Below are 14,495 nucleotides of genomic sequence, written 5' to 3'. Positions count from 1 at the left end.
GAGTCATCGCCCGCGATCTCGAGATAGCCCCGTTCAGGCCGCTCGCTGGTACTCGTGGAGGGTTCCGCCGAGTCGGTCTCGTCCGGGCCCGACGGCAACGCGCTCCCGGTCGCCGACCCGATCCTCGCACTCGCGGCCATCCCTCAGTCCGCGTACGACGCCCGCTTCCACGCCGTCATCACGGATCTCATCAGTACTTCCACCGAACTGGTCACGCCCGACGGCACCCTGGCCCGGCAGGCTCGCACCACGCTCTGGGGCACGCCCCTCCCCACTCCCCCGGGTCAGGTGGACTACCCGCTCCGCTTCCCCGGCCAGTACGCCGATCGCCGAGCCAGGCGTCGTCCAGCCGAGTCGTGGGGTGGAACCGCGCAGAGCGCAACGTGCACCCTGCACTACCGCCGGATCACCGCAACCGCCCTTCAGATCCGTGATTCATGCGGGGCACTGCCTCAGACTTCGTCCATCGGCGTGCGGTCTTGCCCGGAGGACTGACTTGCCGCCAGCCAGGACCGCGCCGGCTCCGCCACGCCGATGCGGGGCGGTCGCTGGAGGGATCACCGGGAGGTGATCGACGCGATCGCCTTCAAGTTCCGGACGGGAACGCAGTGCGTGCACCTGCCGGAGAAGGACGGAAACTGGCGCGGCCTCTACAACCGGCTGCGGATGTGGGCCGTCAACGGCACCTGGGAACCGGTGTTCACCGCGCTGACGGCCCAGGCCGACACCGGCCTTGGCCGACCACGCTGCCGCCCCGGCCAGATCATCGCGGACAAGGCGTACAGCTCCCGCGGCCTCCGCCCTCACCTGCGCAAACGCGGCATCGCACGCACTATCCCCGAGAAGACCGAGCAGCAAAGGCACCGTCACAATCGCGGCTGCCGCGGCGGGCGGCCGCCAGTCTTCGACCGCGAGACCTACCGCCGACGCAACACCATCGAACGCTGCTTCAACCGGCTCGAGGGCTTCCGCGGCATCGCCACGAGATAAGAGAAGACCGCCACCTCCTACGAAGCAGCGGTCGCACTTGCGTCTCTCCTACTCTGGGCAAGATCCGTTTGAGGACGGACCTCGTGCAGTTCGGTTACAGAACGGCCGTTCCCCGCACCACCGATCTGTACAAGGATTCCAGGCATCGACACACTGACCTGGATCAGTCGTCATACTCACCTGGTTCATCGGGAATGTACGGGGGGATTCCATGCGCCGTTCCATCGCGGCTGCCGCCGCAGTCGTCACGCTCACCGCCACCCTTGTGGCATGCGGGGGTTCGGACGGGGGCAGCGACAAGGCCGGGCCCACGGGGCCCACGAAGGGCGCCGGCTCCAGCAGCACCGCCCAGCCGGCCAGCGAGCAGTCGCCCGGCGCCACCACCGGCAGCACGCAGGCGCCGGTCGGCAAGCTCGGCGACACCCTGAAGCTGGTGGGGATGGAAGGCAGTCTCAACGGCACGGGTACGATCGAGGCCGACTTCACGTTGGAGACGTTCGAGAACCACGCCAAGTCGGCGATCGGCGCACTCGAGCCTGCCGCCGGGAACCGCCTCGTGGCCGCCAAGTTCACCATCGTCGAGACCGGCACCGGCACCTACCAAGACTCCGGGTATGCGGAGGCGAACGTCTTCGACGCGAACGGGCAGGGATATCAGGGCAAGCCCGGAACCCCCACCGTCGGCGACTCCCTGGGACCCAACATGATCATCAAGCCGCGCGAGCGGGTCACCGGCTGGATCGTCTTCGAGGTGCCGGAGGACGCGAAGATCACGTCCGTGACGTACCTGATGGAAAAGGTCGGGCCGGACCCCGAGCGCACCGGCAAGTGGACCCTCGACTAGGCGGTTTCGTTTGGATCATCGGGCGGACCAGAGGAAGATGCCGGCGATGTGGAGTCCGGCCAGGTAGATGGTGGCTGTCTTCTCGTTGCGGGTGGCGATGCCTCGCCACTGCTTGAGGCGGTTGATGCACCGCTCGACGGTATTGCGCTGCTGGTAGGTCTCGCGATCGAAGGCCGGTGGTCTGCCGCATCGGCTACCGCGTCGCAGTCGGTGGCCGCGTTGGTCCGCCGGAACGGGGACCACGGCCCGGATGCCGCCGTTCGCCACCTGCGTGAGATGGGCCTGCCTCACCGGCATGGGGACGGTGATATCAGGCGCGTCGCGGCGACCGGGCCCATGGACTCGGTTTCGGTGTGGCTGTCGTGTCCTGCTAAGCAGTGCCTGTCATCTGCCGTTTCCGCTCTCCGTTCGTGTGCGCCTTGCCCATCAGCGAGCCCTCTTCCTGCTCGTAGTGCGACAGGGCGAGGCCGAGGCCGAAGAATGTGGGTGCCCACTCGCCGACGTAGATGCCCCAGCGGTCAGCCCGGTCGAGTCCGACGCCGGGCTCGGCGCGCAGGGACGTTGCCCAGGTCAGCACGGAAAGTCCGATGGAGGCGACAGCGGCGGTGTAGGCGTGCTCGCTGCGCAGGCCCATGTCGTGAAGCTTCTTGATCATGACGGTGGTTCCTTAAGGGAGTCCCCCCTGGGGCTCACCTCCGGGTTCCCCCTGTGTGGCGAGTGACGCGGTCGGGTTTCGTTGTCGGTCTGGTCGCGGAGTGATTCCTTTCGGGCCATGGTGGGAACGTCGGCTGTTTCGCTGTGGCACACGGATGTCGACTCCTCTCGCCGACGGCCGGCTGACAGGCATCGGTGCTTCCGCAGCCGCGAGGCACCGGCGTCTCCTCGGTCAGTCACGAGGAGGTCGCGACCGTCGGCGTGTTGCGACCACTCGCCATGCCGCGGTGCCGGAGCCGGATGGGTCTTCCGTCCTGAACTCCCGCCGCGAGGCGCGCTGCTGACGCTCCGGGAGGCGGTCGGCGGGCACCGGCCGACTCGTGCGGCCTCTGGCGCTTACGGCCAGAGTGTGGCGGCCGTACCCGGCAGGGTCGTGGCGCAGTCATGGCCCGAGGAATCGCCCACGGTTCCCGAAGCCCTCCGAACTCGGCCGACTCGGCCAGGACCTCCGAAGTAAGTTGATGAAGGTGGGGCGCTCGGCGGCCATGACGACGATAAGCAACCGAATGAATTCACTGAGTGACGCTCTGGGGGGGCGAGCGCGGGAAGAGCAGACCGGGGCCGGAGGGCCCGGACGGAGCCGAGGGTGAGGGGACATGGCTGAGAAACCGGAGACAAGGACAAGGGCGGGCTTGCCGAGCAGTTGCCCACCGACCGCCTGATCGCCCAGTGCGGTGACGGCGCGTCCATGGGTAGCCGCGGTCGGCCGGCACATCAGGATCCCGTAGGAGGAGCGTAAGGATCGTGTAAGGTTCCTTGCGGTGTGCCGGGAAGCCTGGTCGGCGAAAAGGGTTGATCTCTTTGCCGATCGGGGGCGGTACTCATGGTGCTCATCGCGGTGTTCGGCGTGGCACTGCTCATCGCGGTCCTGGTGTCGGGCCTGGCGGCCCGTTCCGTACTCTCCACATCGCTCCTCTTCCTCGTGGCGGGCGCGATCGTCGGGGACGGGGCGCTCGGGCTGATCCACATCAGGGCCGACAGTCCGATCGTGGTGGTGACGGCCGATCTGGCGTTGTTCACGGTGCTGTTCACCGATGGGATGCATGTGTCGTTCCCCGCGTTGCGCGGTGCTTGGCGGAATCCGGCGCGTGCGCTGGCGTTGGGCATGCCGCTGGCGTTCGTCGGGACCGCGCTGGTCACCCACTTTCTGGTGGGGCTGGACTGGACGACGTCGTTCCTGGTCGGAGCGGTGCTGGCGCCCACTGACCCGGTCTTCGCGTCAGCGATCGTGGGCCGGAAGGAGGTTCCGGCACGGCTGCGGCAGCTGCTGAACGTGGAGAGCGGGATCAATGACGGCCTGGCACTGCCGGTCGTGCTGCTGCTGATCGCCGCGGCCGGTCCCATCGCGGGTGAGGCGCGGACATCGCCGGCGACGATCGCCCTGGAACTGGTCGGCGGTCTCGCGCTGGGCGTGGTGCTGCCGCTCCTGGTGAACGGCCTGGTACGGGTCCGGGTACTGGGTGCCGAGCCGAGGCTCCAGCCGTTGCTGCCGCTGGCGACGGGCGTCGTCCTGTACGCCACCTGCCACCTCACGCACGCCAACCCCTACCTGGCCGCCTTCTCCGCGGGCGCGGTGTGCGCCACCGTCGCACCGGAGTCCACCCGCGCGTTCGGGGCGCTGGGTGAGGCTCTGGCAGAGCTGAGCAAGTTCGCGGCGCTGCTGGTGTTCGGCGCGCTGCTGACACCGGAGTTGTTCGGGGACCTGTCGGTCGGCGGCTACGCGGCCGTGGTGCTCGCCATCGTGGTGGTCCGTCCGGCGTCGTTGCTGGTCTCGCTCCTCGGCACCCGTTTCGAGCGGCGGGAGAAGCTGGCCGCGGCCTGGTTCGGTCCCAAGGGCTTCGCGTCCGTCGTCTACGGCCTGTTGGTGCTCCAGTCCGGCATCCCGCAGGGGGACCGCGCGTACACCGTGATCGCGGTGTGCATCGCGTTCTCGATCGCCGCTCACAGCAGCACGGACGTGCCCATCGCCCGCCTCTTCGACGTGGAGGACCTCGCCGGGATCCCGGACGACGACGCCGTCCCCGGTGAGGATGAGGGCAGGGCGCAAGGGACGGCGGGAACGGCCCGGCCGGCACCCCGAGCGAAGGAGAACGAGAATGCGCGCACGTGATCTGGCGGTGGGGTACGAGTCGGTCCGCGTCGATGATGACGCGACGGAGGCGGCCCGGATCATGGCCGAGCACCGGTTGCCGGGGCTGCTGGTCCTGGACCGCGAAGGGGAGCCGAAGGCGATCCTGCCCGCCTCCCGGGTGGTCAAAGCGCTGGTCCCGCCCTATGTGATCGAGGACCCGACCCTGGCCGCGGTCGTCGACGAGCGCCACGCCGACCGGCTGTGCGAGGCGCTCGGCGGCCGCCGCGTGGGGGACCTGCTCTCCGACGAGGCGGCCCCGCCGCCCATCGCAGCGCCCGACGACACCGCCTTGGAGGTGGCCGCGTTGATGGCGCGGCGGCGCAGCCCGCTGGTGGCGGTCGCCGGGCGGGACAAGGCGGGCCTGCATCTGCTCGGGGTGATCACCGCCTCGCAGCTCCTTCATCGACTCCTCGGACATGCGGAGCCCCATGAGTGACTGGCACAGCTGGGCGACCATCGCGGTCTTCGCGATCGCTTACGTGGCGATCATCAGCGAGCGTGTGCACCGTACGGCCGCCGCCCTGGCCGGGGCGGCGGCCATGCTCGCCCTCGGCGCCACCGACGACACGGCTGCTTTTTTCGACGAGCGCACCGGGGTCGACTGGAACGTCATCTTCCTGCTGCTGGGCATGATGGCGATCGTGGGAGTGCTCCGGCAGACGGGGCTGTTCGAGTACCTGGCGATCTGGGCGGCCAAACGCGCCCGCGGACGGCCCTTCCGCGTGATGACCATGCTGATAGTGATCACCGCGTTCGCTTCCGCACTGCTGGACAACGTCACCACGGTCCTGCTGGTCGCCCCGGTCACCCTGTTGGTGTGCGAGCGTCTCGCCCTGCCGGCCGCACCGTTCCTGATCGCGGAGGTGATGGCCTCCAACATCGGCGGGACCGCCACCCTCGTCGGGGACCCGCCGAATATCATCATCGCCAGCCGGGCCGGGCTGACCTTCAACGACTTCCTCGTCCACCTCGCCCCGATCGCCGTCCTCCTGACGGCTGTACTCGTGGTCATGTGCCGGGTGATGTTCCGCACGGTGTTGGTCTATGACGAAGACCGCGCGGCGGAGGTGATGGCGCTGGAGGAGCGCGAGGCCATCCGCGACCACCGGCTGCTGTACCAGGGCCTGGCCGTCCTGGTGCTGGTCGTCTTCGGGTTCGTGGCGCATCCGGTGCTGCACTACGCGCCGAGTGTCGTGGCCCTGCTCGGCGCCGGGCTGCTCATCGCCATCTCCAAGGTGGAGACCGGCGAGACGCTGAGCGAGGTCGAATGGCCGACGCTGGCGTTCTTCGCCGGACTGTTCATCATGGTCGGCTCGCTCATCGAGACTGGCGTCATCGGGGAGATCTCCCGCGCCCTGGCGGACGCCACCGGCGGCAGCGAACTCGGGGCCGTGATGCTGCTGCTGTTCGGCTCGGCGGTGCTGTCGGGGGTCGTCGACAACATCCCCTACGTCGCCACCATGGCCCCCATCACCGCCGACCTGGCCCACGGCTTCGGCGGCGACGGTGTCCACGTGCTGTGGTGGGCACTGGCCCTCGGCGCCGACCTGGGCGGCAACGCCACGGCCGTCGGCGCCTCCGCCAACGTCGTCGTCCTCGGCATCGCCGAACGCAACCGCCAGCCCATCTCCTTCTGGCAGTTCACCCGGTACGGACTGGTCGTCACCGCCGTCACGGTAGTGCTGAGCGCCGGATACCTGTGGCTGCGGTACTTCGCCCTGAGCTGACCACCGGGATCATCGACCAACGGGGGCTTCGACGTCGTGTTCTCCTCATCCGCCGCACAGCCCGGGCCGAGCACACCACACATGGTCGTCTGCGGCGACGACGCGCTCGCACACCGCCTGGCCGCCGAGCTCCACGACGTCTACCGGGCAGGGGTGACAGTCGTCATCCCTGGCGGTGTTCCCCTGGCGGAGCGCACGGGGCAGCGGTTGGCGGGAGGCCGCGCCGCCACGCTCGTCGGTCGGCTCACCGCGGCTGTCGGACGGGTTCCGCTGCCCCGGCAGTCCGTGGCCGACGGCGACCCGGACGCGGCCGTGCGCGTCATGGAAGCCCCCGCCCTGGACGACGATGTCCTGACCGAAGCCGGCGCGGAGGGTGCCACGGCGCTCGCCCTGGTGCATGACGACGACGAGACCAACATCCACGCCGCCCTGCGCGCCCGCCGCCTCAACCCCCGCCTGCGGCTGGTCATCCGGCTCTACAACCGCAAACTCGGCCAGCACCTGGAGGAACTCCTGGACCAGGCCGCCCGGGTCGCCGACCCCGGCATCGATCCGGCGGAACTCGACGCCGCCACCACGGTCCTGTCCGACGCCGACACCGTGGCCCCCGCACTGGCGGCCACCGCAATCGCGGGCACCAGCAAAGTGGTGCAGGCCGACGGGCTGCTGCTGCGCGCTGCCGAGCGCACCCCGCCGGGCCGCGACGAGGTCGCCGATCCGGGTCTGTGCACCCTCGCCCTGCTCTCGTCCACCACCAGCGACCCCGGCGGCAGCGAGGGCTCGGACAGCAGCGGGGACGACGGGCCCAGGCTGCTGCCCGGCGACGAGGAGGTCGACGCCGCCACCGGGCGCGGGACGGTGGTGCTGGAAGCCGTCTCCTCCACCGGACCACCACTGCCGCCACGACGGCTCGGCAGCCGCAGGGTGCCGCTGGCTTCACTGCTCTCCCGCCGACTGCGCTGGTCCGTCACCGGATTGGCGATCGCCGTGCTCGCACTCGCCATCGCCTCCTGGTACTTCACCGAAGCCGACCCCCTCCACGCGGCCTACCTCACGGTGCTGGACGTACTGGCCATCGACGACCCGGCACTCGACGAGACGGCCGGACGCAAGATCCTCCAGCTCCTGTCCGGACTGGCCGGGCTGCTCCTGCTGCCCGTCCTGGTGGCCGCCGCGCTCGAAGGCCTGGGCACCTTCCGCAGCGCCTCGGCGCTGCGCCGCCCTCCGCGCGGGCTCTCCGGCCACGTCGTGCTGCTCGGCCTCGGCAAGGTCGGCACCCGTGTCCTGGCCAGACTCCGGGAGCTGGACATCCCCGTGGTGTGCGTGGAAGAGGACCCCCAGGCGCGCGGCGTCCCACTGGCCCGCAGGCTGGGCGTGCCGACCGTCACCGGCGATGTCACACAGGAAGGCGTCCTGGAGGCCGCCAAGATCCGGCGGGCACAAGCCCTGCTCGCCCTGACCAGCTCCGACACCACCAACCTGGAAGCGACGCTGTACGCCCGCTCCGTCAAACCCCGGCTGCGGGTGGGCCTGCGCCTGTACGACGACCGCTTCGCCACCGCTGTCTACCGCACCCTGCGCGCGGCCCACCCCCAGGCGGTGACCCGTAGCCGCAGCGTCTCCACCCTGGCGGCCCCCGCTTTCGCCGGCGCGATGATGGGACGCCGGATACTCGGCGCCATACCGGTCGAGCGCAGGATACTGATCTTCGCCGCACTGCACGTCGCCGGACACCCGCAGCTGGAAGGCCGCACCGTCGCCGAGGCGTTCGAACCAGGCGCCTGGCGGGTGATCGCACTGGATACGGCCGAACCCGCGGACCGGCAACGCGATCTCGCCGCGGCGCCTCCCTACGACGGAGCCGTCCGGGAGCCCGCCCTGGTGTGGGAACCGCACCCCGGGTACGTCCTGCGGGCACAGGACCGCGTGGTGCTGGCCATCACCCGCCAGGGCCTGGGCGAACTCCTCGCCGGACATGTGCCCACCGGAGCCCAGGGACCACAAGGAGCGGACCGATGAGACAGCGTCGGATACCAGCCGACTTCCTCGGGGGGTACGAGCGGATGTTCACCGACATCGCCGAGACCGGCCGACTGCTGCGCCGCCCCGAACTGGACGAGCTGCGTGATCTGGGGGAAAGCGCGGCCGAGTCCGGATACGGCCTCCGGCAACTGATCGCGCTGTACCTGGGTGAGACCCGCAGGCTGTGGGGTTCGCTGCCCGGCACCGTCCGGGCACCCGACGCGTCGGCGTCGGCCCGCACCGCTGACGCACTGCTCGGCGCCGTGGACACCGCCGTCGCCGCCCTTGGCGAGGGGCATGAGCGGGCGCAGCGCCTGGCGGTGCGTCAGGAGGAGGGTGCGCGACGGGAGTTCGTGGACGATCTGCTGTACGGGCGCAGTGACGTGGGGCGGCTTGCCGAGCGGGCGGAGCGGTTCGGGCTGCGGCTGGCGCAGAGCCACGCGGTGGCGGTCGCCGAGGGGGAAGAGCGGTATGACGACGTGCATCCGGTCGTGCGGCGCGTCGAACGGGAGTTGATCGCCCGGTTCGGTGAGCACGATGCGCTGCTGGCCACGAAGGACGGGCGGCTGGTGTGCATCGCGGCCGGCGGGGAACGTGAGCGCGCGATCCTGGACGCCTTCGTGAGCCGGGTGCACGATCCCGGCACCGGGTACGTGGGAGCACAGCGGGTTGCGGTCGGCCGTGAGCACCCCGGGGCCGGCGGCGTGGTGCGCAGTTATGAGGAGGCCTTGGGCGCCCTGGAGCTCGCCGACCGTCTGGAGCTGCCCGGTCCTGTTCTGCGCGCCGCCGAGCTGCTGGTCTTTCCGGTGCTCCTGCGCGACCGGGCGGCCATGGCGGACCTGGTGCGCACGGTGCTCGGCCCGCTCACGCAGACCCGGGGCGGGGCCGGGCCGCTCCTGGAGACGCTTACCGCATGCTCGGCGGCGGGGTACGTCAACGCCGAGGCGGCCAGGCGGCTGAACATCGGCGTCCGCACGCTCTCCTACCGGCTGGAGCGCATCAAAGCTCTGACGGGCTACGACCCGGGCGACGCGTTGCAGCGCTTCACCTTGGAGACGGCCGCCATGGGGGCACGGCTGCTCGGCTGGCCGGGGGCCCCGTTGTAGGCGCCGCCGGGCCCGTTGGTTTCCGGCGCCACCAGGCCATCAGGAACGCGTAAAGATTGCCGGGATCCGGCAATGCGCGGCTCGGGGCCGCGATGCCACGATGAGCCGGCACCGAGACGGGGGAACAGGGGGAGGCGTCGTGGCTGAGATCCTGGGGGCCGCGCTGGGATTTCCGGCGGTCCCGATCGGCCTCGCGCTCCTCGTCGTGGCCGGGTGCCGGCTGGCGGTGCGGATCGGCGGGGCCGGTACTGGAGCTCACGGGGGAGACGGAGTCCGTGCCGGCACCGCCGGACCACCGCTCAGCTCCGCGGTGGTGACGGGTATCGCGCTGGCCTGGTTCGTCGCTCTCGCCGGGGACGCGCTGTCCGAGCGGCACTGGCTGCGCGTCGCCGTCCTGCCGGCCGTGGCGGGGGCGGGCTGGGCCGGCGTCATACTGCAGCGGCAGCTGAACGACCGCTTCCCGCCCGCCCGGCACGTCCGAAATCGGGTCGTGGGCCGTCCTTGTGTCATCCGGACCCCGCGGGCGAGTGCGGACTTCGGGCGGGCCGAGGTGGCCCTGGAGGGCCGTTCGACCGTCACCATCGAGGTTCGGACATACGACACCGGCCTGGTCCGGGGCAGCCGCGCCCTCGTCGTCGGCCACGACGCCGAGGGCGCGTTCTTTCGGGTCGTCGCCTCCGGGCCGTCTGCCCGCGGTAGGGGGCTACCGCTGGCAAACCAGCGGACCGGTGTTGATCACGTCGTATCCGGGATGTGACCCGCGTGTCCGCTCCGATTGCCTAGGGTCGAGGGGCCTGTCCTGGTCTGTGCCGCGCTCCGGTGACGGCACATGCCCCGTGCGACGCCCTGGGAGTGTTCATTGGCGCAGAAGAAGAACGACCCGAAGGACTCCCTGCTCCTGTCCCTCCTCCCGTTCGGAGTCATGGCGGTCGTGGCCGCGGTGGACCTCGTCACGGGGCCCGGGGTGGGGCTTCTGCCTCTGGTGTCGCTGGGACCGGCCTTCGCGGGGCTCACCGGAGGGTGGCGGCGTACAGCCGCCATCGGCGCGGTCAGCGTCGTCCTGTGCCTGGGACTGAGCGCGTTCGACGGGTTGTTCGGCACGCGTCGTGGTTTCACCGCGTTGCTTTCGGTGGCGGGCGTCACGGCCGCAGGTCTCGCGGCGGCGGTGCGGCGGCAGCGGCGGGAGGCGGAGCTGGCCAGCGTCCGGTCGATAGCGGAGGTGGCGCAGCGGGTTCTGCTGCGCCCGGTGCCGCGGGGTGCGGGTCGGCTGCGGGTGGCGGTGTCGTACACATCGGCCGTGGCCGAGGCCCGCATCGGCGGGGATTTGTACGAGGTGGTGACTTCGCCGCAGGGCGTGCGGGTAATCGTCGGGGATGTGCAGGGCAAGGGTCTGGAGGCGGTGGAAACCGCGGCGGTGGTCGTGGGCGCCTTCCGGGAGGCGGCGTACGACGAGCCGGACCTCAAGGCCGTCGGTGAACGGCTGGAGCGGGCCCTGGAGCGGCATCTGACCCGGGAGAAGTTCGTCACGGCCGTGCTGGCCCAAGTGGCGGACGGCACCGATGTCGACCTGCTCAACTACGGCCATCCGGCACCGCTGATCGTGCGAGCGCATGGGGAGGTGCGGTATCTGGAGCCACCGGGGCGGGCTCTGCCACTCGGACTGGGCGCGCACGGAACACCGGGACCGAAACGGTACGCGGTGCCCTTCGCGCCCGGTGACCAGATGCTCTTCTACACCGACGGGGTGACCGAAGCCCGTGACCCCTCGGGGAGCTTCTATCCGCTGGAGCGGCGGGTGGGCGGACTCGCGGACCGTGACCCGGACGCGGCGCTGGCCGCCGTGCGGCAGGATCTGATGGAGCATGTGGGGGGCCCGTTGCAGGACGATGCCGCCATGCTGCTGCTCCGCTATCGCGACGGCTGACCGTGGACGGGGGCGGGGGCAGATGAGACCCTTGTCCTCCGCCCCCGCCGCGCATTTGCCGTCCGCCACGCCATATGTGCGGGTGTCAGAAAGTGGATGCGATGTCGTCGTAGGTGGCATCGCTGACCAGGCCCGAGTCGTCGAGCACGTTCTGGTGGTCCAGGACGGTGAGGTTCACCTCGGAGGCGAAACGGCGCATGAGGGAGTTCTTGGTGCTGGCGCGGACTTTGGCGATGGTGACGAAGATCTTGCCGTGGGTGCCCCGGAGGATGTTGGCGAACTTCTTGTCGAAGTCGGCTCCCTGGGCGTCCTCCAGGGTGCGGACGAAGCCCTGTTGCTCGGGGCTGGCCTCGTCCGGGAGGGAGACATTCAGCGCCTCGGCGGTGTTGCGGACGAACTCGTCCAGCTTGGAGTGCCCGTCCATGACGTGTGTCCCGGCCCGTTTGACGGCCTCGCTGGTGGCATGGGTCTGGGCGAGCCGGCCGGCCGGGGCCTCCCACAGGTTGGCCTGCCGCACCTTCTGCAGGAACTCGATGTCCAGCTTGCTCACCGGGCCTGCCGTGGTGACCACGTCACCGGGTGCGGCGGGCTTGGCGCTGGGGAAGTTGGATGAGGAGTTCTCGGTGGCGTTCGCGTTGCCCCGGGCGGCCCAGACGATGGCTCCGGCGATGACGGCCAGGGCGACGAGCAGGACGCCCGCGATGGTGAGGTGGTGTGAACGGCTGTGTGCCGACCGGGCGTGCGTGGTCATGGTGCCTCCTGGATCGGGAGTGCGTCCGCCTGCGGGAGACGGGCGCATGCGTCGTGGGCACGCAGAACGCTAGGCCTTTAGACAGTGCAAAATTTGCACTTTGACTAAGCGTGCGGAATCGATGGCGGGGGTCCCCCCGATCCGTTACAGTCCCCGGTTTCCCGGTGGCGTGGCCGCGTCACCGTACGTGGATCCAGACGGCCTTGGACGGTGTGCCGTGGCGGTCGGTGACGAAGAGCATGTACCAGCCGGAGGGCACCAGGGTGGGGTCCTTGGGGACGGTGACGGTGACCGACCTCCGTCCGCGCCGGATGTCCAGGGCGATGGAGCGCTGGTCGACATCGGTGACATGGGTGGCGGAGCCGGGGTGGATCAGCCGGGCGGTCCTGATACGGGCGGCGTCAGCGGTGGCATAGGTGGCCGTCTCGCCGCGGTGGACCTGCCGGATGCCGTCTTGGAGGCGCGGTCGTGATCTTCGGTACAGCGAGGGTGGGGTGTAGACCTCGACGCGCTGCTCGAAGGTCCCCGGCTGGGTGTTGTCCTTGTCGCCGAACAGGGGGTCGGAGCCGAAGACGGCGACCCGCCCGTCGGGCAGGAGCAGCGCTTCGGTGTGGTAGTCACGGCCCACGGTGGGGGCGGCGGCGGGGGCGAAGGAGTGCGAGCGCGGGTGGTAGATCTGCGCTCTGAGGATGTCGCTGGCGCCGCGGCCCCGGTAGTCCCGGGAGCCACCGGTGGTGAAGACGGTGTCGTCCGGCATGATCACGCTGTTGAGGTAACGGGTCTTCTCCGGCAGGTCGGGCCCGCGTCGGTAGACCGGGTGCCGGGAGGTCAGGTCGACGATGGCGGTACGGGCGGTGGACCTCGTCGATTCGCCGACCCCGCCTCCGCCGAGGACCATCACCTTCTGGTCCTGCGCGGGCGGCAGCAGAACGGAGGACGACGTCTCCAGGACGTCGGGGTCGGGCAGGCCCGGGACCGGGCGGAATGTGTTGTGCCTCAGGTCCCAGACACCGGGGGCGCGGCCCTGGTCGGCCGGGCCGTACCCGGCGTTGGAACCGGAGTAGAACAGTTTGCCGCCCTGGAGCGGGAACAGTGACGGGTAGGTCGGGAAGTAGCGGTGCGGCCCCGTGGACCAGGTCCGCTTCACCGGGTCGTAGATCTCGTTCTTCCCCGGCACGACCTGCCCGATGTCGTCCAGCCCGGAGACGGCGAGGACGCGCCCGTCGGCCAGGCCGACCAGGGTGGGATACCAGCGGGCCTCCCGCATCGAGTCGGTGCGGAGGTACTTCTCGGTGAACGGGTCGAACACATAGGCTTCCCTGATGCCCTGGAAGTCCTTCTTGTCCAGGCCGAGTTTGTTGGCCATGCCGTAGAAGTTGTGTCTGTCCTCGCCGGTCAGGCCCTTGATCTGGTACTGCTCGGAGGTGTGGGTGATCCCTTTCCGGCCTGGTGCGGTCGCTTCGACGTAGACGCGTGCCTCGCTCGCCGCGACGATCGCCTTCGCCTTCTTGTGGCTCTTTCCCCCCGTCCCGTGCCGCTTCTTCTTCGTCTTCTTTGCCCTGGGCACACGGACGGTCAGTTGCGAGACGTACTCCTTGCCGTCGGGGGAACGGAAAAGGGTGCCCTTGGGAAAGACACGCGCCTTGTCCGGGTCCTCGTTCTTGATGAGCATGGCACCCCCGGCCCGCTTCACATCTCCTCGCAGGACCTCGTAACGCGCGGTGCCACCGGCGATCAGCAGCCGCCCGTCGGGCAGTTGAGTGTGTCCGGAGCAGAACAGGTCCTTCGGGGTGGCGATCTTCTTGAAGGTGTTCCGGACGGGGTCCCAGAGGGTGCTCTTGAAGGCACCGCCCTTGAACAGTCTGATGTTGTTGCCGGACCCCGCGATCAGCAGGACCTTGCCGGTGGGCAGGAGCGTGGCGTGGATGGAGTTGAGCTGGAACCTCTCCGGCATGTCGGCCACGTCCCAGTGGCCGTAGCGAGCCAGGTATTCCGGCTGGTTGATCTTGAACTCGTGGTACCTGGAGCGCGAGAAGTCGATCAGTGCAGGTGCGTTGAGCCCGGCGACCATCGCGACGGCCGTGGCCCCGAGCAGGGTCTTGCGTCGTGCGGGGTTCGGCCTGAGTGCCCTCATGCGATGTCCTTCCCTGAGGTGGTGGGCAGTGAGTATCTTGAGGCAGTGCAACATTTGCATAATCGAAGTAGTTGGCCGTCGCGAACCGCCGTTCGTGCCTCTCATCGGGTGACCGTGAGGACGAGAAGTGAATGGGGTGAAGGCCGCTCACT

The 14,495-nt window shown here is 69.8% G+C and carries 12 protein-coding genes and 2 pseudogenes; 10 read left to right on the top strand and 4 right to left on the bottom strand.

What is annotated here, in order from left to right; all coding sequences use genetic code 11:
• Window positions 1-54 precede the first annotated feature (54 nt).
• From HUT19_RS33855 to HUT19_RS33845, 3 genes and pseudogenes are all read left to right on the top strand, one after another.
• Window positions 55-495 carry a hypothetical protein gene (locus HUT19_RS33855; protein ID WP_176184082.1) on the top strand — a complete coding sequence of 147 codons (441 nt, stop codon included), beginning with the start codon at window positions 55-57 and terminating at the stop codon, window positions 493-495.
• A 39-nt stretch (window positions 496-534) separates the two neighbouring features.
• Window positions 535-987 (top strand): annotated as a pseudogene (locus HUT19_RS33850) (transposase); the annotation flags it as partial.
• A 214-nt stretch (window positions 988-1,201) separates the two neighbouring features.
• The gene (locus HUT19_RS33845) at window positions 1,202-1,834 is read left to right on the top strand and encodes a hypothetical protein (protein ID WP_176184081.1); all 633 of its coding nucleotides are present in this window, start codon (window positions 1,202-1,204) and stop codon (window positions 1,832-1,834) included.
• Window positions 1,835-1,849: 15 nt separating this feature from the next.
• Here the strand turns inward: HUT19_RS33845 and HUT19_RS33840 are convergent.
• A pseudogene (locus HUT19_RS33840) lies at window positions 1,850-2,035 on the bottom strand (IS5/IS1182 family transposase); the annotation flags it as partial.
• Between the two features lie 169 nt (window positions 2,036-2,204).
• Window positions 2,205-2,489 carry a hypothetical protein gene (locus HUT19_RS33835; RefSeq protein ID WP_176184079.1) on the bottom strand — a complete coding sequence of 95 codons (285 nt, stop codon included), beginning with the start codon at window positions 2,487-2,489 and terminating at the stop codon, window positions 2,205-2,207.
• An 882-nt stretch (window positions 2,490-3,371) separates the two neighbouring features.
• Here HUT19_RS33835 and HUT19_RS33830 point away from each other — a divergent pair.
• The 7 genes from HUT19_RS33830 (at window position 3,372) to HUT19_RS33800 (ending at window position 11,458) form a co-directional block, all read left to right on the top strand.
• Window positions 3,372-4,658, top strand: coding sequence for a sodium:proton antiporter (locus tag HUT19_RS33830; RefSeq protein ID WP_176184078.1), 1,287 nt, complete (start codon window positions 3,372-3,374; stop codon window positions 4,656-4,658).
• Window positions 4,645-5,115: a CBS domain-containing protein gene (locus HUT19_RS33825; protein WP_176184077.1), complete on the top strand. Its 471-nt coding sequence runs from the start codon at window positions 4,645-4,647 to the stop codon at window positions 5,113-5,115. The genes HUT19_RS33830 and HUT19_RS33825 overlap by 14 nt, the downstream gene beginning before the upstream one ends.
• A complete protein-coding gene (locus tag HUT19_RS33820; protein ID WP_176184076.1) occupies window positions 5,108-6,406 on the top strand; it encodes an ArsB/NhaD family transporter in 1,299 nt (432 codons plus the stop codon). The genes HUT19_RS33825 and HUT19_RS33820 overlap by 8 nt, the downstream gene beginning before the upstream one ends.
• An 81-nt stretch (window positions 6,407-6,487) precedes the next feature.
• Window positions 6,488-8,425, top strand: a complete 1,938-nt coding sequence (locus tag HUT19_RS33815) for an NAD(P)-binding protein (RefSeq protein WP_176184075.1) — start codon at window positions 6,488-6,490, stop codon at window positions 8,423-8,425.
• Window positions 8,422-9,534 (top strand): CdaR family transcriptional regulator, encoded by a 1,113-nt coding sequence (locus HUT19_RS33810; RefSeq protein ID WP_176184074.1) that lies wholly within the window; start codon window positions 8,422-8,424, stop codon window positions 9,532-9,534. The genes HUT19_RS33815 and HUT19_RS33810 overlap by 4 nt, the downstream gene beginning before the upstream one ends.
• A gap of 139 nt (window positions 9,535-9,673) precedes the next feature.
• Window positions 9,674-10,291 carry a hypothetical protein gene (locus HUT19_RS33805; protein WP_176184073.1) on the top strand — a complete coding sequence of 206 codons (618 nt, stop codon included), beginning with the start codon at window positions 9,674-9,676 and terminating at the stop codon, window positions 10,289-10,291.
• A gap of 165 nt (window positions 10,292-10,456) precedes the next feature.
• Window positions 10,457-11,458 (top strand): PP2C family protein-serine/threonine phosphatase, encoded by a 1,002-nt coding sequence (locus HUT19_RS33800; protein ID WP_254886265.1) that lies wholly within the window; start codon window positions 10,457-10,459, stop codon window positions 11,456-11,458.
• Between the two features lie 85 nt (window positions 11,459-11,543).
• Here HUT19_RS33800 and HUT19_RS33795 read toward each other — a convergent pair whose 3' ends face one another.
• Together HUT19_RS33795 and HUT19_RS33790 are read right to left on the bottom strand one after the other, a co-directional pair.
• A complete protein-coding gene (locus HUT19_RS33795; RefSeq protein WP_176184071.1) occupies window positions 11,544-12,209 on the bottom strand; it encodes a DUF4142 domain-containing protein in 666 nt (221 codons plus the stop codon).
• A 178-nt stretch (window positions 12,210-12,387) separates the two neighbouring features.
• Window positions 12,388-14,343 (bottom strand): kelch motif-containing protein, encoded by a 1,956-nt coding sequence (locus HUT19_RS33790; RefSeq protein WP_176184070.1) that lies wholly within the window; start codon window positions 14,341-14,343, stop codon window positions 12,388-12,390.
• Between the last annotated feature and the right edge of the window lie 152 nt (window positions 14,344-14,495).

Source organism: Streptomyces sp. NA02950 (genome assembly GCF_013364155.1).
In the GTDB taxonomy this organism is placed as follows: Bacteria; Actinomycetota; Actinomycetes; order Streptomycetales; family Streptomycetaceae; genus Streptomyces.
The sequence above is the reverse complement of the archived record's forward strand: the minus strand, read 5'-3'. Positions and strand labels throughout refer to the sequence as shown.

Excerpts from the sequence above, each read along its gene's own strand:
- HUT19_RS33845 (WP_176184081.1), top strand. The coding sequence starts at position 1,202 with ATGCGCCGTTCCATCGCGGCTGCCGCCGCAGTCGTCACGCTCACCGCC.
- HUT19_RS33835 (WP_176184079.1), bottom strand. The coding sequence starts at position 2,489 with ATGATCAAGAAGCTTCACGACATGGGCCTGCGCAGCGAGCACGCCTAC.
- HUT19_RS33830 (WP_176184078.1), top strand. The coding sequence starts at position 3,372 with ATGGTGCTCATCGCGGTGTTCGGCGTGGCACTGCTCATCGCGGTCCTG.
- HUT19_RS33825 (WP_176184077.1), top strand. The coding sequence starts at position 4,645 with ATGCGCGCACGTGATCTGGCGGTGGGGTACGAGTCGGTCCGCGTCGAT.
- HUT19_RS33820 (WP_176184076.1), top strand. The coding sequence starts at position 5,108 with ATGAGTGACTGGCACAGCTGGGCGACCATCGCGGTCTTCGCGATCGCT.
- HUT19_RS33815 (WP_176184075.1), top strand. The coding sequence starts at position 6,488 with ATGGTCGTCTGCGGCGACGACGCGCTCGCACACCGCCTGGCCGCCGAG.
- HUT19_RS33810 (WP_176184074.1), top strand. The coding sequence starts at position 8,422 with ATGAGACAGCGTCGGATACCAGCCGACTTCCTCGGGGGGTACGAGCGG.
- HUT19_RS33800 (WP_254886265.1), top strand. The coding sequence starts at position 10,457 with ATGGCGGTCGTGGCCGCGGTGGACCTCGTCACGGGGCCCGGGGTGGGG.
- HUT19_RS33795 (WP_176184071.1), bottom strand. The coding sequence starts at position 12,209 with ATGACCACGCACGCCCGGTCGGCACACAGCCGTTCACACCACCTCACC.
- HUT19_RS33790 (WP_176184070.1), bottom strand. The coding sequence starts at position 14,343 with ATGAGGGCACTCAGGCCGAACCCCGCACGACGCAAGACCCTGCTCGGG.